Raw genomic sequence first — 22,445 nt, forward strand, 5'->3', positions numbered from 1 at the left:
AGCCAGTATTTCAGCTCGTCCTTGGTGCCTTCCTCGAAGGAGAGGTAATGCATCGCGTCGAGCAGTTCCTTCCAGGCTTCGTTCACTTCGGCCTGAGTGGCCTTATCGCTTTCAAAGACCTTCTGCGCGTTGTCGCGCGCCGCGATGAACTTCGTGCGGACGGATTCAACCAGCTTGTCAAGCTGCTCGTCGGTCACTTCGTTCGCCTTCTCCAGCAGGGTTTCCAGAACATCCTTGTTCACGCTGGTAAAGATAAACGCCAAGGTCGTATTCCTCTCCGGCATTGTGAGGGTATAGGTGCAGCCATCGGCTTCAAACGGGATGTCCTCGCCGTTCAGCTTTACGCTTGCAAACGGGCCGTCCGCCGGGGTGAAGCGCAGCGTAACCTCTTTGCCGGGCAGAACTCTCGCGGCGTAGATGCCGTTCGCGTCAAAGACCGTGGTCAGCTCGCCTTCCGCGGACAGATTTGCATTTTGCGTAAACTGCACGGTCAGCAGCTTCCCGTCTCCTGTCTCCTGCCGTTTGACAACGACGGACACGGAAGCGGTGATCTGCCCCGGGTTCTCCACGCTCTCCGGCAGCATCAGCGTACCGGTCAGGACGCTGGTCCCCTCCCGGTCTGCGTCGTAGCCTTCCGCGCTCCATTCCACCGGGATCGCCGTTTTGCCGCCGTCGCTCAGTACGGCCTGCACCGCGGACGGCAGAGCCAGATGCTCAAAAGCCGTGCCAAGCTGCGCCTGGACTGCGGCAGGTTCTTCTACGGAGAGCACCCGGCGGGTATCCGCACCCCATTTGTCCAGAATCGCATGGAGTTCCTTTTCCGTTACAGTGACCACGCCGCCATGGCGCACGTCCTGGGTCGGCATATCCGGATTGCGGCCCATGTCGGTCCATTCGCCGCTGTCGAGATTGTCCGTGACGGAATAGCCGAATTTTTGCTCGTAGAAATAATCGTAATAATGATACCATTTGTCCTCGCGAATATCCTTGAAAACAAACGGGCCTTCCACCATCCGGTCGGTGATGAAATCGTCGGTGTAGACCGCAAAGGAGCCGGGCGTCAGGGAATGGGACTTCGCGGCCTTGATCGCCTTGCCGGAATCCCGCTCATCCTTATAAACCAGATAATAGGAGCCGTTGTCCTTTGTGATGTTGGCGTCGATGATGGAATAACCGGCATCAAAGAACTTGAACGGCTCGGAGAACTCGTGCAGGTCCTTCGTGGTGTTGCAGTAAATGGGTCCGTTGCCGCCGTTCGCGCTCGGATCGGACCAATACACCAGGTATTCGTCGTTGATCGGATCGTAGGAAGCCTCCGGAGCCCAGGCGCGCGCGCCGGTCAGGCCGTCCACACCGGGTTTTGCCACGGTTGCAAGGCGCTCATCGTCAAAGGAGGTCAGGCCGTCGGAGCTCCACAGGTAAATTTGCGGCGTATCCCAGCCCTGCGTGGCAATGGCGGTGAAGGAACCGTCCTTATTGCGCAGGATAAACGGGTCGCGGATTCTGCCGTTGCCCAGCTTGTTTTGAATCACAGGCCTGCCGCCGTTCAGGGAGGTCCAATGCACGCCGTCGTAGCTGTACGCGAGACAGAGGTTTTCCACGCCCTGCGTGCCGCCGAAGTGGGACAGGATATAACCGGTAAACTTGTCAAGCAGGATGATATTCTCAAACAGCACTTCCTGCTTTGCCTCGCCCAGCGTCAGCGTCGCCTTGAGCTGGATTGGCTGGCGTTCCAGAGACGTCTTCGTCTTACAGACCTTTCCATCGAGGATTTCCGCGTCGCCGGAGACGATTTCCCAGGAAATTTTGCTGGTGAGCGCGTCCCGCGTCGCCAGCTCATAGCCGTCGTTGATCTTGTAATCGACATAGCGGCGGACATAATCCGCATCCCGCTCCACAACGCGCTCGTCCGTCAGGGCCAGCAGCGTCACGGTGAACACGCGCTCCAGAACCTGTCCCGCCGGTCCGGTGGCCGTTACCGTCAGCGCGACCCGCTGGTCGCCCTGTTCTGTGGTCGGCAGGGTAATTTTCCCCTCATCCGTTACAAACGCCGGCTTGTCGGACCGCCACGCGAAGGTGGTCCCGTTCGCATGCTGTTTCGGCAGGGAAAGATTTTCCGTCACGTTGGAGAGGTCGCCCAGGTCGATGCCGTCCAGCGCCTCTTTTACAGCCGCGTTTGCAATATCGTCCTTGTGCGCCGCGACCTCCGCCTGAATTTCCTCCGGTGTGAGCGCGCGGTCATACACGCGGAATTCCTCAAACTGCCCCTTTGCGCTCGGGTCGGGGAAGATATGGTTCGCGCCGATGCGCGTGGTGGTTCCCTGCGCAAGCTGGCTGAGTTTCTGTTCCAGCGTACCGGAGGCAACCAGCCGGTCGTTCAGGTAAAGCTTTGCGTCGCTGCCCGATTGTGTGAACGTAACCAGCGTCCATTCGCCCTCCGGGACGATAACGCCCGCGTCGGCTTTGATTCGCTCCTCGTTTTTACCGTCCGTTTTGATCGCCACGGTTACGCCGCAGGGATTTCCAAACGGATTGCCGCGCGCCGCCATAACCATATAATTGTTCTGTGAAGAGCCCGTTACCAGCAGGGAGGTCCAGATATCCGTGCGGTCCAGCTTCACCCAGGTGGAAATGGAACTGTCGTCTGTCTTGCCCAGCACCTCGCTCGGCATGGAAATGTAATCGCCGCTGCCGCCGCCTAACGCAACCGCACCGTCCAGGAATCCGCTTGTGCGGGCCGCCGCGCCGTTCAGCGTACCATTAAACCCGTTGACAGAGTCAACCGCCGTATTCCCCTCGGCTTCATCAAACTTATATTGCAGGACCAGGCCTTCCGCGGGAACCGGTTCCTGCGGCGCCAGCTTGTTGTACAGTTCTTCCATGATGACGCGGCCGTACCGGTCGTTGACGTGCCATGGGTCAGACATCTTGTTGGAATCGTATTCGCCGAACCACTGGCCCATATCCCAATACCGCACGCCCGTGGCCTCCGCCGCATCGGGGAAAGAGGTCTTCCAGTATTCCCGCAGCATGTCGCGGGAAGCGGGATTCTTTGCCGGATCGTTCGTGTCAAAGGTGGAGAGCAGCCAGATTTCGGATTCCGGCAATGCCCTGCGCACACGGCTGAGCACCGTGACGAGGTCCGCTTCCACATCCGCCGCCGGGCGGGGTCTGTCCAGCGCTCCATGGTCGTTCGTACCCAGCAGCACAACCACCTTGTCCGGGTCGAGCAGCTGCAGGGCGGAATGGAAGATGCTGTCGGTCAGGATGGCATAGTCATTGGAGGTAGCCTCCGCGTTGCCCCATGTGTGGATGACCGTGCGGTCCTCGTCGCGGCCGATATGCACGTCCGCGCCGTAGAAATTGATATCGCGGTTGTCCGTTGGACGGATCACCAGCTCGTGACGGCCATATTTGCCCGCATCATACGTCGCCTTGTGGGTGTTGTAATCGTTGGGCTGGCTCTGCACCACCACGCCCTGCTCCACACCGTCCAGCGTGGCGGTGAAATTGCCCGCGCCGCCCCAGGAGAGATAGAACAGGTCGATCTTTGAGCCGGTGAACTGAATGTTTAAGCTGCTGTCCGTCCCATGTCCATGCACGTACAGGCCGTTCGGGGAATCGACAATTCTGCCGTGCGTGCCCCAACGTGCGGTATCTTCCTCCCACCATGCGCCGCTGTAGGAAAAGCTTATCCCTGCGGGCGCTTTCTGGAAATAGGAGGAGCCGTTCAGCGTGACAAAGCCGGTGCCGCAATCGCCGTACTGCTCGTCCAGAATACGTTTCATGTTCATCGTCAGATAGCCGAACTCCGTATTCGAGTCGCCAATCTGTAAAATCCGGACCGGCTCTTTTCTGACCGCGTTCGGGTCCGCTTTGAGCGTTACATCGAAGGCGCGCTTCTCCACAGCTTCGCCGGAAACAAGCGTGGCGGTCAGCGTAACCGATACGTCGCGGTTTTTTTCACGGGTGACCAGGCCGTTCTCCGTGATGTGCGCTGGATCGTTCGTTTCCCAGTAAATGCGGCTTCCGTAGTCGCCGTCCAGCGGCAGGGAAACACGGTTTCCTGTGAAAGGATCGACCGTTCCCAGCGAGAGGGTCTTTGCGTCCAGTTCCACAATCGACTGATCGTCCAGCTTTTCAACGACCAGTTCGTCCGCGCGTAGCGCGCGGTTGTACACCTGCACATTGTCGATGCGCCCGATCGCGGTCGGGTCCGCGGAAAACGGGCTTTTCGCCACATAGCAGGTTTCGCCGGGCGTATAGGTCTGCCCAATGGTATTGGTCATATCGTCTTTCTGGGCGACCAGCGCGCCGTCCATATACAGCTTCGCCTGGCTGCCCTGCTGGGTATACGCCAATGTGACCCACCTGCCCACCGGAACCGTCTGCGCGGCGGGCGCGGCAATGCGCTGCTCGTTTCCGTTGACGCGGATTCCCAGCGTGTATCCAACGGACGCACCGCCGGGCTGGCCCTTGGCCGCCATAACCATGCAATCTCCGCTGCTGTTTCCCACGGAGAACAGGGCCGTCCAGGTCTGCACCTCATTCAGGAATACATCCATTTTGATGGTGACGTCAGAAACATCCCGCATCACATCGATGGGTACGCGGATATAATCGTTGCCGGAGGCCAAAGAAACCGCTTTCCCGCCTCTGGCGTCCACCTGGCTTGCGTTCCCCGTCAAGGTTCCGTTAAATCCGTTACCGCTCGTATCCGGAACCGCAGCGCCGTCCAGCTTTTCAAAGTCGTACTGCAGAAGCAGGCCGTCCGCCTGCACCCCTGCCGCCTGTGTTCTGACCGCCAGAGCCGTTGTGACGCTGCCAAGCAGCATTGCAACACAAAGCACCCATGCGGTAATCCTTTTTTGCCATTTCATTTTTTGCATTCTCCCCCTTGTTTCGTAAATTCCTTTTGTAACAACCCCTATGTACTTCCCCAGCCTCCTCTCGTTTTCCCATTACACAGAACCTGTAAGATTTGAACACTCTTTTTAAGAATACCATTGTAACTGTTTTACTGTATTTATAATAAACGGACAACAACGCCCGTTTTTTTAGCAGGTTTCTTCTGGCGCCTCAGGAGCAGCACCGCATCAAGGGTTGGCGAGCCAGAGATCAAAAATCCGAATAAAAAAGACCTGCTCTACCCGGTCGTAAAGCAGGTCTTCTTCGCTTGTATCTTCGGATGTATCCTGTTCCATCTTTCAGAAGAACGCGGGAATGATTGACAGGAGCACTGCACAGGATCGTTGATCTGGACCACACCCCACCGCCGTTTCAAACCACGATGCCCCTGCGGGCATTGACCAAGGATGGCCGACAAACCGCACGACTGCACTGTATTTCAACCCCCAGTGCCTCTGCGGGCACTGACTATCCCATTGTGGCGTTCTGCAAGCAGCTTGAAAACATTTCAATACCCAGTGCCCCTGAGGGCACTGACGCGTCACCCCAATTTTGATTTGTCCGGCAATTGCATTTCAATCCCCAGACTTTTATGTGTGCTTCCGGTTCGCACTTTTGCTGCTTGCATTTGCATATAGAAGATGCGGAGGAGGCCGCTCATCACAAGCGGCCTCCTCTTTCAATCATAGCAATTTTGTAAGTACAGGGAAAACCGTAATTACGGTTTTCTTCGCGAACCTCTTTGTGGGCTCTTAACCGATGGTTACCACACAATGCTGCTGCGCCGCCTCATTCGGGACCCCCAGTCGGGATGCGCTTACAGCGAAGACCCTTTTATGCAATGGTGATAACACAATGCTTTTGCGGCTCCTCATTGGACATGGTCGTATACACGCCGGTGCTCTGGCCCGGTGCGCCGACCGCCCAGACTCTGTAATAGCAGTCGTTGCCGATCTTCGCCACAAACTGGGTCTTCAATACACTGCCGTCGCCCACGGTGAAGCTCGGGGCCGCATTACTTCCGTTGACAACCGTCATCTTGAAGCAGTAGGCATTGCCTCTCTTCAAGGTGAAGTCTGCTGTGGTATCGGAGCGAACGGACTTCTGGCCCATCACGTTCTGTGCCGCGCTGATTACTGGGCTGGTCACGGCGACTGCCGTTCCCGTGCCGGCAACGTTGCCAGACGGCTTCTTGCTGCCGGAACCGCCGCTGTTGGACGGCTTGTTGCTGGGTTTGTTGTCGGGTTTCGCAGGCTCTTCCGGCTTGTCTGCCGGAACCAGACCCGCACGGGCCTTCTCCACCGTTGCGCAAACCGCTGTGATTTCCTCCTGCGTGGCGTTCTCGTCTTCATAGACGTCCAGCGCGTTGTTCAGCGCCGCGCGCAGGATTGCATAGCTCGCTTCGGTGTAATCATCCGGGTCAAGCACTTCGGACTCATCGATCAGGGCTTTCAGCACTTCCTTGTCCGGAATCATACGCAGATTCATCATCGCCTCGTACAGGGCGTCCGCCATCTCGTCCACCTGCTTCTGGGTCGCGTTCGCGTCTTCCAGAAGGGCTTCCGCCTGCGGGAGGATTTCATTGAACTTGTCTTTCTCCGGGCCGTCCAGATACTTGTCAATTTCAATCTCCTGTGCCTGCTTCACGAAGGCTTCCAGCGTTTCCGTGTTTGCCTTGAACTCCAGGCGCAGAATCGCTTCGTGCAGGTTCTTTGCCGCCTTCTCGACTTCCGCTTTCAGTGTCTCGCCCTCGTCGTCATAGACTTCCTGCGCATAGGCCAGCGCTTCCGCGTAGCCTTCCTGGCTCTTCGGGGTGAAGTTGTCCAGGTCGAGCTCCGCCGCGTAGTCGAGCCAGTATTTCAGCTCGTCCTTGGTGCCTTCCTCGAAGGAGAGGTAATGCATCGCGTCGAGCAGTTCCTTCCAGGCCTCGTTCACTTCGGCCTGAGTGGCCTTATCGCTTTCAAAGACCTTCTGGGCGTTGTCGCGTGCCGCGATGAACTTTGCACGGACGGACGCGACCAGTTTGTCAAGCTGCTCGTCGGTCACTTCGTTTGCCTTCTCCAGCAGGGTTTCCAGAACGTCCTTGTTCACGCTGGTGAAGGTGAAGCGCAGAACGGTTTTGTCGTTCGGCATGGTATAGGTGTAGGTAAAGCCGTCGGCCTCAAACGGGATGTCCTCGCCGTTCAGCTTTGCGCTTGCAAACGGGCCGTTCGCCGGGATGAAGGTCAGGGTCAGCTTCGTACCCGGAACCACCTTCGCGCCATAGATGCCGTTGCCGTCGATCAGCACGTCCGCTTCGCCGGCGATTTCCACATCCGCCTGGCTCGGGTTCCACTGCACGTTCAGCAGCTGCGGCTCAGACGGAACCGTCTTGCCGCCCAAACGCTCAACGATCATCTGATCGATCGCCACGTTGTTGCGGTTGATGTTCATGTTCTGATCGTACTTGTTGCCGTTGTTAAAGGTAAAGCCGACGGTGTGCTCGCCCGCCGTCAGATGCAGTCTCATGCGCGGCGAACGGTAGAACACATCGTTGAAGGTGACGGAGAACGACATGGTTCCCACGTCCACACCGTCCACCAGCACGGAACGGATCGCGCCGTAGTTGCCGCTGGTGGTGTCGCCGCTGTTGTTGTACAGCGTGCTGACCAGATATTCGCCGTCTTCGGGCACATTGATGGTGAAGGTCAGTTCCGCGCCGGTACCCGGGCGGTTGTCAACGACATAGCCGCTGCCGGAATATCCCTTGATGGAAGATGCCTTGCAGCCGTCGTTGCAGGATGCGTCCTCCGCCTCATAGGTCTGGATGGTGTCTTTCGGGTTCCAGACAATCGGTTTGGACAGCTCGGACGCAACGCCCATCTTGTCGACCGCGACCAGGGAATAGCTGCCGTACTGATCCTTCGGAATTTCGTAGCTGTCCACGCCGGTCACATCGACATACGCGGAGCCGGTCCACAGCTGATAGGTGTATGCGCTGTTCGGCGTCCAGGTCAACGTTCCGTCCACCAGCTTCATCTCCGGCAGATCCGGGCAGATAGCCAGGTTTTCGGGCTTGAGGTTGACCGCGCTGCGGCTGCCGCTGTCTTCCACGACCATTTCAATCGTGTATTTGCCGGAAGCGTCCGCCGGGAACACATAATCGGCGCCCACTTCTTCGCCGTTGACGGTCATGGACTTGATGGTATCTCCCTTGCCGGAGAGGGTAAAGTCGATGGTCGCATCGCGGTATTTGTAGTTGGTCAGCGTGAACGGGCCTTCCATCCAATCCGGTACATACGGGGTGAAATGGATGCCGTCCAGCTCATACATCATGCCGAACAGCACGCGGTAATAGTTCGCGAGCTGGCCCGCCACAGACCAGAGCTGGCGGTGCGCGTTGTTGCCCACGCCGGTCTCATAGTGGATCACTTCGTCATTGGAAAGGTTGCGCGCCGCGCCGTACATGATGGATTTCATGATCTCTTCCGCGAGCTGGCGGTTGCCGCCCTTCATGGCCGCTTCCATCAGCGCCGCTTCCCAGCCGGGCCATACGCCGCGGTTGTGGTAGATGGCGCCGAACTGCTTGCCGCGCTTCTGCGGATAAACGGTATTCGCGCCGTATTTGACCAGCGGATAGTTCTCCATCATCTTCTCCGCCATCTCCGGCGTTGCGATATCAAAGTAAATGGCGTAGCCGGCCGCCAGAACGTCCGTCTTGTCCGCCAGGGCGTTGCCCATGTACTCCGGATACTGCCAGGAGGCGTAATAGTTGCGGTCTTCCATCCAGAAGTTGTCGTTGATCGCCTGTTTGAGGTTCTCAAAGTGCTTGGCCCACTTGGCCGTTTCCGCCGGATCCTTGCCCAGAATTTCGGAGGCCTGCTCCAAAACCTTGAACATCACGGCGTATTCAATGTTGGTGTTGCAGGACTTGGATTCCATGATATCGGAGAAATACCCCTCGTCCATCCAGTCCGGATACGTCTTGGAGCGGTGGTCGAGGCCGGAGGTCTCGCCCTTGAAGAGGCCTGTATTCGCATCGTAGACGTTGTGCAGGTCCTTCTCCGCCGTATATGCGGTGACGTCGTAAATGGTGCGCAGGAATTCCGTATCGCCTGTGGCAAGGTAATCCTCCCAGGACGCCATCGCCATGATGATGCGGTCCGTGGAAGACGGATAGGAACCGCCGGTTCCGGTGTCCTCCACCCATTCCTTCGGGTCGCCCTGAATCTTCTGCAGCAGGCTGTTGCGGGACTGTTCCGGGAATACCCAGCCCAGCGAATACTGGACGGACATCGCGGTGTCGCGCGTCCAGACCTTGTTCCAGTTTGCACCGGTGTTAAACACTTCCACCGTTTCTCCGGTGTGGACGCTCTTCTCTGTGAAGATGTCCTCCAGAGATTCCTGCAGCGCCATGTTGTAGAGCGCCTCAGAAATCGGCATGTTTTCCGCCTTGAACTGCGGCAGCTTGGAGACGTCCTTATTCAGCTTCCAGGTGCTGTTCTCATAGGAGGAATAAATCTCCTTGCCGTTCTTCGCGGTCATCGTATAGACGCCGTCGACGATCTTGTCGGGATAGATGTCGTAGTCGAACCGGGTGCTGTTCAGCGTAAAGTGCGCGCTGTACCAGCTGTCCGGCGCGGCAGACAGCTCGGCGCGGTTTTCCTCGTCCTGGGTTTCCAGAGCCACGGAAACCGTGTCATCCAGCAGGCTGGTGATCTTCGTGTAGCCGCCCACCGTGCGGAGAATCCACTTGCCGGCGTCGCCTTCTCCCGCTTCCGCCGCACAGGCGATAAAGCTGGAACCGTCGTTGACCAGATAGTTGCCAGTCGCCTTGTTCTGAATGGTGTAATTGCCCTCGTCGTCCGGCGCAAACGTCCATGTGTAGGCGTCTCTGGCGTCGTTGTCGATGTCAGACGCATACCGGAGCAGCCCGCTGCCGTCGTCCAGCAGATACTGGTTCTTCCAGCGGTTGACCATGGAAACATCTTCATAGGTCGGCGCTTCGACCGGAACGGAAACCGTGAAGTAGTTGATGTTCCAGCCCTCATGCGTCACGTTGAAGCGGATGGTCTGGCGGCCCTCTTTGAGCGGTACCAGAACCTTCACATCCGTGTAGGTCTGCCAGCTGCCGGTAAACGGAATCGTCGCCGTCACGCCGTCCGGCGCGGCTGTTGTCACGATGCTGACGCCGTTCGGGGAACCCTGCACGCCGCCCTGCGTATTATTGCTCGCCACGCGCAGCGTGAACTGGTAGGTGCCCGCATCCTTGACCACGATGTTGTCATAGTAGAAGTAATCGCCCGCGTCCGTATTGCCGACGTTCAGCGTGCCGCCCGCGTCGCCGCAGGATTCGGTTTTGATACCGAGCTGTCCGTCAAAATCCTCGGCTTCGATCTTTGCCGTGCTGTCCGCCGTGATGACGGCCTTCGCCTCCATCTGTACGTCGAAGTAGTTGAAATTCCAGCCCTCGTGCGTCACGTTGAAGCGGATGGTCTGCATGCCCGCGTCCAGCGGCACATTCAGGTAAATATCGGTGTAGTCCTGCCATGCGCCGGTAAACGGGATGGTTCCTACCACGCCCTCGGGAGCAGCGGTGGTCACGATGGTCACGCCGTCCGGGGAACCCTGCACGCCGCCCTGCGTGTTGTTGCTCGCCACGCGCAGGCGGAACTGGTAGGTGCCCGCATCCCTGACATAGATGTTCTTATAGATCATGTAGTCGCCCGCGTCGGTGCTGCCGACATTCTGTCCGCCGCCGGCATCGCCGCAGCTCTCGACCTTGACGCCCGCTTTGCTGCCCATCGCCGGGTCGCCGCCCTGCTCGTCAAACTCTTCCGCCTCAATGCGGGTGACGGTGTCGCGGCTGACGACTGCTTTCGCGACGTCCGCGATGTCGACCAGCGTAACGGAAAGGAGTACCGCACCGGCAGGCATCACAAAGCTGTAGATCTTGTCGCGTTCAACTTCCAGTACATCCAGGGATACATTGCCCTCGTCCACTGCGGAGACCTTTTTGACCATTTTGCCCTCCGGAAGATCGGACACAAAAACCTTGACCGTATCGCCCATTGCGGCAGAGGCCTGCGCGCGCAGAGTGGCAGGTTGATTCTGCGCAATCTTCACCTCGTAGGTATCCTTCGGTTTCTCTGTATCCACCTTCCAGATTTCCACATTGTCGATCTGCATGGAGGTGCTCTTGGCGCCCTTGCAGTAGAACGCAATGTTTACTTTCCCGTCCCTGACCTCAATTTCCGAGGAAAACTTCTGATAGAGGCTGTTGAACGGGATGGTCACCAGGGACTCCGCCGCGCCGTTGTAGCCGGTGAGCTCCATCCGGCTGACCTGCGCCGCCGCATTGGACATCTTCACCATCGCATTGACGCGATAGGTTCCATCCGGCAGGTTGCCGACGGTCTGGCTGATGCGCGCCTCATAAGCCGCATTCTGATAGAAATAGAATTTGTATTTGCCGCCGAACGCGTCGGCATCGTCCACACCGTTGCGGACCTCCGTCATCGTATCGACGGTCCAGCCCTCTGTTGTGCCGCTTTCAAAGCCGCCGTTCGGGACCGGCACCTGCGTCATCACCATCGGCTTCTCGCTGACGGCAATCTTGTCCAGGTTGATGTTCGCGGTGTCGTTTTCTCCTGTAACGAACGTAACCGTGTTTTTGCCCGCATTTAGATGGACGGTAACCGGGAGTTCATCCCAAAGTTCCCAGCTCTTGAGCGGCGGGAACACCACCTGTTTCGCCTCATCTTCCGCGCCGTTCGCATACACGCTCAGCGTGCGCGCTGTGCCGTCGCCGCTGCCGTACTTGACAAATACGGTGTAGTCGCCTTCCTCGGCAGCGTTGATGTTGGTAAACTGCACGCCGTCGCCGGGATTGTGAATCCATGCGGTGTATCCGGTTCCGGAATATCCGCCGTAAACGGCCTCATTCTTCGCCTCACCCAGGAGCGTGGCGTCTTCCGCCTCAAACTCAAAGGTCGGGGCCGGGGAACCGCTGACGGTAACCGTGCTCGCCATTGCGGTATCCGGAATCTTGACATAGCAGATTTCGCCCGCCGCGTCCGCATAATAGCCGGACTCCGCCGCGTTCAACGCATCCAGAGACGGGAACTTGGTCATCGCCACGCCGTCGCGCTGGACGGAAAGGCCTTCATAAGCCGCCTTGTGGAACTGCATCAGGTAGCTGCGCGGCGCGATGTCCGCATAGCTGCCGGTGCGCGCGCCGACGTTGAGGGTAATGGTGTTGCTGTCTTCCGTCATTTTTACGTCGCAGTCGTATTTGGTCGTGGTATAGACCCCGTCTTTGTAAGCGTCGGTTTCGCCGTCGTCCTCATAGAGCACGAAGTCGAAGCTGCCGTCTTTCAGCGTCGGGAATACATCCAGGGTCAGTACGTCCACCGGCTTTTCGCCGACGTACTGCATCTCCGGCTGCATGGGGATAATGGAACCGGCTTTGACAAAGACCGGAAGCAGTGTGACCGGCGCGGAATAGCTGATCGTGCCGCCGCCCGCATACACCGTCTTGCCGTTGTCATAGTCGTACCAGTCGCCCGCCGGCAGGTAGACCTGCTTGACAGTGGAATCTTCAATTACCGGAGCCACCAGGAAGCTCGGTCCGCTCATGAACTGCGTATCCATCGCGTAGGTGTTCGGATCGTCCTGGAATTCCATCGCCATCGGGCGCACAACCGGCACGCCGGTGCCGCCTTCGCCCAGGCCCTTTTCAATGCCGATGCCCAGAATGTTGTCCGCTGTGAGGGAATAGGAGTACGGGATCAGACGGTAGCGCAAATTGATATACTCGCGCGCCACTTCTTCTCCGCCGAGCTCCCAGGGCTCTTTCGCCGCCAGACCGCTGGAATAATGGAAGCGGTGCACCGGCGTAAAGGTTGCCAGCTGAATCCAGCGCTTAAACTGGTTGCTGCTCGGCATACCGTTGAACCCGCCGATGTCAAAGCCCCAGTAGTTAAATCCGGACAGGGACAGGCTGGTACCCAGACGGATCTGCTCGTGCATGTCGTTCCAGCCGCACCCGATATCGCCCGTCCACGGGGAGACGTAGCGGCTGCTGCCGGTGAAGCCGGAGCGGGTCAGCATAAACGGACGGTCGCCGTTTTCCGTGACCTTGTCGTACATCGCTTCGTTGTGCTGGATGGCATATACGTTATGCAGCTCGTTCATATCGCCCCATGCTTTGCCGTCTTCGTTCCAGCCCACCCAGTCGGGACGGTAGCGGGCCGGCTCGTTCATATCCAGCCAGAAGCCTTCCACGCCCTGGTTGAGGATCATATTGTGCTGCTCGCCCCACCAGTCCTGCGCCTCCGGATTAAAGAAATCCGTCAGGCCGGAGGTGCTTCCCCACGGCCAGATGATATCCTTCTGGTCGCCGGTGCGCGCCTTCATGAAATATCCATGTTCTGTGCCGTACGGATAGTCGTCCGGCTGCGCCTTGGTGACGTTCGGGTCGTCGATGACGCCCATGCGCAGGTTCAGGGCCCTGAGCTTGTCAATCATACTCTCAGGATCCGGGAAATTGTTTTTATTCCACTGCGTCGGGCTGCACAGATATTGATACCACTCAATATCCGCCATCATCATGTCCAGCGGAATTTCCTTGTCGCGGTAGGTCTGCGCCACGCGCTCAATGTCGTTCTGGTTATAGCCGTAATGGCACTGGATGTTGCCGTAGGCATATTCCGGTGCAAAGAAGGTTTTGCCGATCATGTCCGTGAAGGTCTTGCTGATCTGCTTCATGGACGGGCCGTACATAAAATAGTACAGCAGTTCGCCGCCGGGCGCCGGGTTCAGCGCGCCGAAGGAATAGGAATCCTCCTTTGTCTTGCCCAGGTCGAATACAGTGCGGCTGGTATTGTCAAAGAAAATGGAATAGCCCTTGGAGCTGAGAAAATGCGGATTGGACATATACCAGCGGCCTTCGCCGTATTCCGGCACCAGGGGGTTGCCCTCGCCGCCGAGATAGTCGGTGCTCCACATGGCCAGCTTCTGGCCGGTTTTCTCAAAGCTCTCCGTCTTCTCGCCAAGGCCCCAGAAATGCTCGTCCGCCTGCTTTTTGTTCTGGACCAGCACTTCGTTGTCGGTGGTCCAGCCCATGCTCTGCTCGTCGCCCTCGCAGAGAAGCGCGCCGTTTTTATCCAGATAGGTCAGACGGAACGGGGATTTATTGACCTGCACGTCCATTGTGCCGGTGGAAACCAGATAAAAATCGCCCTTGTCTTCCGCCTTCAGTGTTTCCGGATCGACGGCCTCGTCCTGAATGGCAAAGGACTCGTACTTGCGGTCGAAGCGGCCGGTCGGCTCACACCAGACCTTGAGCGCATTCGGGGAAACGGACTTCAAACTGACCTTCGCATTGTCACAGCTGAAGATCAGCTCGTTGTCGCCCGCGTTTTCCACGGAATCCACATCGCCGATATACGTCCATTGCGTCTTTTTCAGGGTGATATAGTCGATGTTCAGGCCGCCGCTGTCATCGCTGTTCTTGACCAGATCGATGGTATTGGTTCCCGCTTTCAGTTCGACTGTTACAGAGCGGTCGTCCCACTCTTCCCAGCTGCCCAGGTCGCCAAAGCGGACTTTTTGCGTTGTCCCGTTGACAGAACAAGTCAGCTTTTGAGAATCGCCGTTATTTTTTCCATTCGCATAACGGACGACCATCGCATAGGTGCCGGCTTCCGGCGTGTCCACCGTGAAGCGGACGCCCGCGCCGTTTTTCTCAAACCCGGCGGCAAAACCTGTCCCCGAGTACCCCTCATGGTCCTTCGCGGTCTTGTTGCCATTGAGGGCTTCCGCATCCTCCGCTTCGTAGAGGTTTGCCAGGCTGATGCAGTCCAGCTTTACCTGCACACCGGTATCGCCCTCGTCCAGCTGATAGGAAATGGTGTTTTTGCCCGCCTTAAGCGGAACGCTTTCCGTTTTGGCGCCCCATGTGTCCCAGTTGACCATCTTGGGGAGGTTGACGGTGCGCACTTTTTCGCCGTTCGCATACAGGCTTGCCGTCCTGGTTTCGCCCGATCCGTTGGAATAACGCAGCCGCACCGCGTAATCCCCGTCCTCCGGCACATCGACGGCAAACTGGACGGATGCACCCGCTTCCATACCGTCCACAAAGCCCGTACCGGAGTAATCGTCCAGGTTGGAAGCGGCCAGCGCGCCGGAAAGTGCCGCGTCTTCCGCCTCGTACACCTCCTGATCGATCGGCGCTGCGCTCAACGTTTGCGAAGCTGCCTGGTTTTGTGCTGCTGTGGGCATCGCCCCCGCCACCAAATAGGTGGGCGATACTGCCATGGAAATGGCAAGCAGCCAGGAAATCACTCTCTTTCTCATCTTTCTCCTCCTTGTCGCAATCCTTATCCATCGCGGCTGTTCCTTATCGCCTCCCTTTAGGGCGCCGCTTGTCCCTTTCCGTCTAATTTGTTTATTGGTTTTATCCTTAGTTAAATTAAACCAAAGTTCTCCACACAAGTCAATGGAATAAATTGCGAACGACTAAACAATATTGCCTTTTTCCCATTGGATAAAGCAATATATACCAGCCGTAAATATCCCGTAAAACGCAGCAACGGCAGGAGCGTTTGCTCCTGCCGTTCACCGCAAAATATTTTATTAAGAAGGAATGTATGAACTTGATCTTTTTCCGGTTAGCCTACGCCCGGCTCCGGGAGGTAAAACACGGAGCCGGCTTCAGCTATTTGGGAAGGAATATGAAGAAAAGATCTTATAATCAATAATAAGTACAACAATGGATTTACCCCGGGCTTATTTTCATCTGCGCCATAAAATCCAGTTGAATCAATTTCTTAATCCGTTGTAGCTTGTAATTATTAAAACAAATCTCTTTTATCTTGTCAATATTTTTAAGCAGATTGACGCAATTGTGCAAACTTTTTCCATATTTATACACCTAATCAATGTTTTGCCAAACGCATGCTTCTACGATCCATTATGACGCCGTCTGATCCATCCCTTTTGGCAGAGGGCCGCCTCGTTCGTCTTTTCCCCGGCCATCGAATCCCATCTGTACGGCGTCCGGTTTTACATGGTTCGCCGTTTTTTGTTTTCTCTTTCTTTTGTTCACGATTGCTTTCCTGTGCTCTTAGTGTTACAATTAATTGGTAAAATTTTTGTATGGCTCTCCATTTCATTGGGCGGATTTTATACCTGCAAACTGGATGAGCTTTACATCATGAGGTAAAACGATGTTGGACATGAAAAACGAGCGCTGGCTCATGGAAAAATACAACGCGCTCAGCGACGCGGAACGCGGTGAATACGCGCTGATCAGCCTGAAGATCAAGCGTTTCCGCGTCTTCAACCGCCTGTACAACCGGGAGCTGGGCAACGCCTTGATCGAGAAGACCTACGAAGCCCTTCAGGAATGGCTGCAGCCGGGAGAATACGCCGCACAGATTCACCTGAACTATTTCAACCTGCTTGTGCGAATTTCCAAAAATTATGAGGAAATTTTCCAGTACGTGATTCGGCTGAACCAGCAGATTCGCGACATGCCGGACGAACGGTTTCACGGAAAGGTGTTTTGCGGCTTCGGCATTTACCACCTGACGGACGAGCCGGTTAATTTTTACATTGCGCAATACAACGCGGACGTCTGCCGCTCCGAATGCGCGGAGCGGGATTTCAAAAATTCCCATTTTGACGTCTACGGGCAGAGCTACCACGACCCAGTCCTGCGCGACTACGACCTGGAGCAGATCATCCAGCCGGCTTTGCAGCGCGGCGACCTCCAGCTTTACCTGCAGCCCAAGGTGGACCTGCGCACCGGCGAGGTAACCCGCGCGGAGGCGCTGATCCGCTGGATTGATCCGGAGCGCGGCATGATTCCGGTTCCGGACTTTCTCCCCATGCTGGAAAGCACCGGTCTGATCGACAGTGTGGACCTGCACACGTTTGAGGTGGTCTGCCGCACCATCAACCGGTGGCTGCGCATGTACAACAAAAAGATTCAGATCAGCATCAACTTATCCCACTGCATGTTCAACTACCGCTATTACTTTGACGACTACCGCAAAATTCACGAGAAATACCGGACGCCCAAGGAATGCATTGAATTTGAGTTGCTGGAAAGCATTGTTTTGAATCAGGTGGAACGCCTGCGGCAGGTGGTGGATGAACTGCACAACTACGGCTTTACCTGTTCTCTGGACGATTTCGGCAGCGGGTTTTCTTCCTACAGCGTGCTATCCAACGCCGACCTGTCCATGCTGAAAATCGACAGTTCCCTGTTCCAGAACGAATCGAATCCGCGTGAAAAAATATTGATCCGGCACATTGTTCAATCGGCGCATGAACTGGGCATTCTGGTCGTCGCGGAAGGCGTGGAAACGCAAAAATACGTCGACTACCTGCGGCAGCTCGGCTGCGATTACCTGCAGGGCTTCGTATTTTACCGACCCATGCCGGTGGAAGAATTCGAAGAACGCTTTGTGCGCGGCAACGAAAAAGTGCAGTTTTCTTAAAGACGCCGAACCCATTACAAAACAGAACCCCGGACGGAAATTCCGTCCGGGGTTCCTTTATGTCTGCTGTAAATTTACTGAGCCGCTTTTTTGATCAAAAGCAGGTCGCGCACATCTATGGCAGAATCGCCGTTCATATCCGCGGAAAGCTTCTCGATCGGCTCAAATGTGCGGTTGCCCGCAATCGCCTGACGCATCAACTCTACATCGGAACCGTTCACCACGCCGTCCGGGTTGATGTCGCCCAGAATCGACATACTCATGCGGTCCTTCTCCGTGCCGTTCACGCGCAGGATCACAATATAGCCGGATACAATGGTGTTGCCTTCATCGATGGAGCCGCCGGTGGCCTCCATGAACTCCAGCGTGCCGCCCTGTACGGGCTTGAGCATCGCGGCAATATCGCTGGTCGTCGCGCCGGCCGGGATATTGTAGAGGATCTTGAGGTCTGTATCGTCGCTGATAACCGCATTGGAATCCTCCGTGACCTCAAACTTCGGCTCCGCCGGCGCTGTACCGCCCGAAACCTTCAGCTTTGCGTCCGCCCAGACGGAATTGCAGTGGCCGTTGCTGCTGCCGGTCAATTCCGCAATCAGCTTCAGTTCGGTCACGCCCGTCACGTCGACGTCAATATATTCCGCATTGGTGTTTTTACCGGACATTGTCTTTGTAAACAATTCCCTGCCGTCCGCCAGTACACGGAATTTGACGCCGGCCACCGCTGTACCGCGATCCTTATCCTCAATACCAGCCCACGCCTGGAAACGTTTTGCGTTCAGGTCCGTCAGGTCGTAGACCACTTCGGAAGCTGCATGTGCGGCAAGGCCCTTATCAAAGGCCGTCTTGGTGCCGTTGGGATAGACGGTGATTTTGCCACCCTGTGCATTGGCATCTTTAATAAAGGTATAATATCCAACCGTTGCCGACTTTTCTTTGACATCGGACAAATAGAGGTCTTCGTCTTCCGCCTGGAGCTTGATTTTCGCATCCGCCCAGACCGTCTGACAGTTGCCGTTATTGCCGGTGGTCAGATCCGCAATCAGCGTCAGCTTTGTAACGCCGGTTACATCGAGATCCACATACTCAGCATTGGACCCACTGCCGGACATTGTTTTGGAGACGAATACTTCTTCGCCGTCCGCCAGCACGCGGAACTTGACGCCGCGCACATTGTTGTTGCGGTTGACGCCGTCGATGCCGACCCACGCCTGGAAGCGCTCTGCATTGAGATCCGTCAGGTCGTAGACCACTTTGGAAGCTGCATGCGCGGTAATTCCCTTGTCATAAACCACCTTGCTGCCGTCCTGATACACGCTGATCTTATCACCGCTCAGGTTGGCATCCTTGGTAAACTCCTTATAACCGACTTCTGCGGATTCTTCCTTCAGGTCGGAGAGATAGATATACGCGTCGCCCTTGGTGAATTCGACGGTATACACTCTCTGGAAGCCGTTCGCGCTCGTCGCGGTGACCACCGCCGTACCCGGCAGCGCCGTCACCTGCTGGATGCTGATCGTCACACTGTCGTTCGCCGCGGTCGCGGTGACTTCCGGCAGCGTGGCGGACCGCTTTTCAGAGGTATAGGAAAGGATGTCGCTGTTGAAGCCGTCGATGGACTTGCCGTCGATCTGGATATCCGTCACCAGCGTCGTTTCATCCGGCAGCGCGGTCTTGCTTTCCTGCATGAGCTGCGCCGTGGAAGCATTGCTGATCGGCTTCATGCGGAACAGGTAGGTATACGCCCGGTCTGTCGGCAGGGTGTACTGCTTCAGGGTTTCCGGTCCGCAGCTTCCGGTTCCCAGGCCCATCTGGTACTGGTCGATGGTGACCACGGTGTTCTTGGTGCCCTTGAGCTGGTACGGATGCTTCGCCTGCTGCAGGTCCTCCTGCGTGTTGTGCAGGGCGCTGACTTCCACTGCCTCCTGCGCGTCAAAGAGCAGGCCGTTTCCAGCCTCGTTGGTAACTGCCAGCCAGCGGGTATCGGTCTTGTTGCCGGTCTCCTGCGGGGTGACAAAGTTGGTGAACTGCTCGCTCACGGTGCTGTTGTACACGCCGACGTCATAGCCCCATTTGCGGTCCCAATAGCTGTCGGACTCGCCGCGGCCGTACCACTGCATGTTTTCAAAGCCGGCGGGCATCTGCAAACGCATACCGACGCGCAGCAGGTTGTTCATGGAGCTGTCCGGGGCCAGGGTGCTGCGCACCACGACATTGCCGTCGGAATAGACGGTGAATGTGGAGGCATACCTGGAGTCCGCCGCGGACGGCAGATTCATGTTGACCGTGACAACAACTTTTTTCTCCTCCGCAAAGGTGCTGAAGCCGGTGACTTCCGCTTTCTTCACGGCGTCTTCCCACTTCGCGTCGTGGGAGGTCTTGGCATCGTTGTCGGTGATCGCGCGCCAGAAGTTCGGCTCCAGCGGCTCCGCCAGCAGCTCTTCGCCGTTTGCGGTATAGGAGGTCAGCTTGCCGCTCGCTTTGTCAAAGGTGACGCTGAACGCGTCGGTTGCAATTTTCAGGGCCGCGTCGGTCTCCTGAATCTGTCCGTCTGTGAACGCCGGCATGCCGGTTTCATCCAGCTCGGGCAGATTGTCTTCCACCACGTCGAACGCAAACTGTTCGGCTGCGACCTCATGGCCTGCTTCCGCCCACCAGCAATCCGTCTTCGTGACAAAGTTCACATTAAGGAAGCATTCCTCGCCGGGCTGCAGGTCCGCGGGAGCGGTGTAGCCCTCCAGCGTCACGTCCGCAACCGCCTGCGGCGCAACGTTCGCAGTCTGGGTTCCGTTCGCCACGACAACGCCGTCGCGGACCAGTTCCCAATTCATGGTGTATTCGTTTGCATTGGTATCGATATACTCGTTGGAAATGGTGATCACACCGGCGTTTAAATCCTTCGCCGTCATCTGGAAGGACTGGTATACCTTCTTGACCTCGTACATCTCCGGCTGGATGGTGCGGTCCGGAGAGACTACGCCGTTGACACAGAAATTGTATTTGTCGGTCCTGACGTTCCAGTCGCCGTCATAGCCCCAGAAGGTCTCGCCCGGTTCCGCGCCGGGGATCTGGGTATCGATGGCCTGGTCCGCCCAGTCCCAAATCCAGCCGCCCTGAAGGTTCGGGTAGCGGCGGATAATATCCCAGTAGTCCTTGAGTGCGCCGGTGCTGTTGCCCATGGAATGGACGTATTCGCACATGACATACGGCTTTGTGCTTCTCTGTCCGTTCTGCTCCACACTCTGGCTGCCGGTATACGCCGGGTACATATTGGAGGTCATATCCACCAGCTTGTTGTCATTCCAGCCCTGATAATGGATCAGGCGCGTGGAATCCGTATCGAAGTATTCCAGCATCCCCTGAATGGAAGCACCCGTGCCGACCTCGTTGCCGGGGGACCACATCACAACGCTGGGATAGTTCTTATCGCGTTCTACCATATTGACCGCGCGGTCCTTACAGACGATCACATAGCCGGGAATGTCGCCCGGTACGCCGGGGCTCAGCTTGCGGCCGTTGTGGGATTCGTTGTTCGCCTCGTCCATCACATAGATGCCGTACTTGTCGCAAAGCTCATAGAAATACGGGTCGTCCGGATAGTGGGAGGTACGCACGGAATTCAGGTTGTACTGTTTCATCAGCTTGACGTCCGTTTCCATCTCCTCACGGGAGAGGTGGCGGCCGGTCTTGGGCGATATTTCGCCGCGGTTTGCGCCCTTGAAATAAACAGGTTCGCCGTTCAGAACCATCTGGGCGCTGGTGGTGCCCTGGTTGATGATGGAAATTTCACGGAAGCCGACGTTGACCGCTGTGCTCTCCACGGTCTGGCCGCCCTGCTTGAGGGAAATGACCATGCGGTACAGGTTCGGATGCTCCGCGTTCCATTTGAGCGGGTTCTCAAAATGGCCGGTCAGACTGACGACCGCTTTGCCGTCCGCAAACGCGGGCGCCGCGCCGGTCATCGGCGCGCCGACGGCGTTGCCGTCCGCATCGTAGAGCTGGGCTTCCACGGTGAGGTTTTCGGTGCTTGCGTTCGCAAAGCTGCGCAGCTCAACCTCCGTGTTCAGGTCCGCGTCCACATAGTCGTCGTCCAGATCGGTCACGACGGTAAAGTCGCGGATCTCCACGTTATCCTTGGAGACCAGGAACGCGTCGCGGTAGATGCCCGCCAGACGGAGGCCGTCCTGGTTCTCCGTCCACGCGCCGTCCGCCCAGCGGAAGACCTCCACGGTGACGACGTTTGTCGCGCCGGGGGTAAAGTCCAGCGCGCTGGTGATGTTGAACTCCTGACGGGCCGTCATGTCCTCGCCGTAGCCGATTTTCTGGCCGTTGACATACAGGTACATGGCGTCTTCCACGCCGTCAAACGCGATGAACACCTGGCGGCCGTCCCATTCGGAGACGTCCGGCAGGACCTTGCGGTAGGTGCCGACGGGGTTGTACGCCGTCGGGGCCTTGCCGATCGCGATGTTCTTATCGGTGGAATTGTATTTCCAGGGGTAATCCTGGTTGGCATACATGGGCTGGTCGTATTTGAACGAGCCGTCCGCATTTTTGATGACCTGCCAACTCATCGGGACCGTGATGTCGTCCCAGGAGCTGTCGTCGTAGTCCGCGTCCGCAAATTTTGCATCCTTCTGGCTGATGCGGTCCGCCGGTTTGGACACGCAGTTGAATTTCCAGTCGTCCCCATTGAGCAGCTTATAGTAAGCGGACTGGCTGGGGTCGTTCTCCTTCGCCTTCTCCACGGTGTCGTAGGGATACGCCGTGGCGCGCGCCGGCTCGCGGTTGACCTGGACAATCTCCGGGTGGCCGTTCCACTCGCTGTTGTCGTTGGTCCACTCAGCAAACGCTGAGATGCCCGCCGCGGAGAGGAAGAGCGCGCCGGCTACTACGCTGGCAAGCAGTTTCTTCATCTTCATATATTGTTTTCTCCTTCTATGGCCTGTGTCCGGGCCGCCCCTCCCATCCGGGACAGACGGGAGGGTACGCCGGACTGGATCTTATTGCAATTCCATTCCTGAAACAGGGATTGCCGTTCTGTGTGGAAAT

4 protein-coding genes are annotated in these 22,445 nt (G+C 57.1%); 1 reads left to right on the forward strand and 3 read right to left on the reverse strand.

The features are described 5' to 3' along the window. Positions 1 to 4,880 (reverse strand): LamG-like jellyroll fold domain-containing protein (locus tag I4V53_RS06685; RefSeq protein WP_195984780.1); only part of this gene is annotated, 4,880 nt, incomplete at its 3' end. Positions 4,881 to 5,742: 862 nt separating this feature from the next. Beyond that, positions 5,743 to 15,246, reverse strand: coding sequence for a TIM-barrel domain-containing protein (locus I4V53_RS06690; protein WP_195984782.1), 9,504 nt, complete (start codon positions 15,244 to 15,246; stop codon positions 5,743 to 5,745). Positions 15,247 to 16,118: 872 nt separating this feature from the next. Here I4V53_RS06690 and I4V53_RS06695 point away from each other — a divergent pair. Beyond that, on the forward strand, positions 16,119 to 17,396 hold the full coding sequence (locus tag I4V53_RS06695; RefSeq protein WP_195984784.1) for an EAL domain-containing protein: 1,278 nt from the start codon (positions 16,119 to 16,121) through the stop codon (positions 17,394 to 17,396). A 74-nt stretch (positions 17,397 to 17,470) separates the two neighbouring features. Here I4V53_RS06695 and I4V53_RS06700 read toward each other — a convergent pair whose 3' ends face one another. Then, entirely contained in the window at positions 17,471 to 22,315 is a 4,845-nt protein-coding gene (locus I4V53_RS06700; RefSeq protein ID WP_195984787.1) for a glycoside hydrolase family 2 TIM barrel-domain containing protein, read from the reverse strand. Positions 22,316 to 22,445 lie beyond the last annotated feature (130 nt).

The sequence above is a fragment of the Clostridium sp. D33t1_170424_F3 genome, assembly GCF_015667585.1.
Lineage (GTDB): Bacteria > Bacillota > Clostridia > Oscillospirales > Acutalibacteraceae > Anaeromassilibacillus.

Bases quoted from the DNA above. Each gene is read 5' to 3' on its own strand.
- I4V53_RS06700 (WP_195984787.1), bottom strand. From the start codon at position 22,315: ATGAAGATGAAGAAACTGCTTGCCAGCGTAGTAGCCGGCGCGCTCTTC.
- I4V53_RS06690 (WP_195984782.1), bottom strand. From the start codon at position 15,246: ATGAGAAAGAGAGTGATTTCCTGGCTGCTTGCCATTTCCATGGCAGTA.
- I4V53_RS06695 (WP_195984784.1), top strand. From the start codon at position 16,119: ATGTTGGACATGAAAAACGAGCGCTGGCTCATGGAAAAATACAACGCG.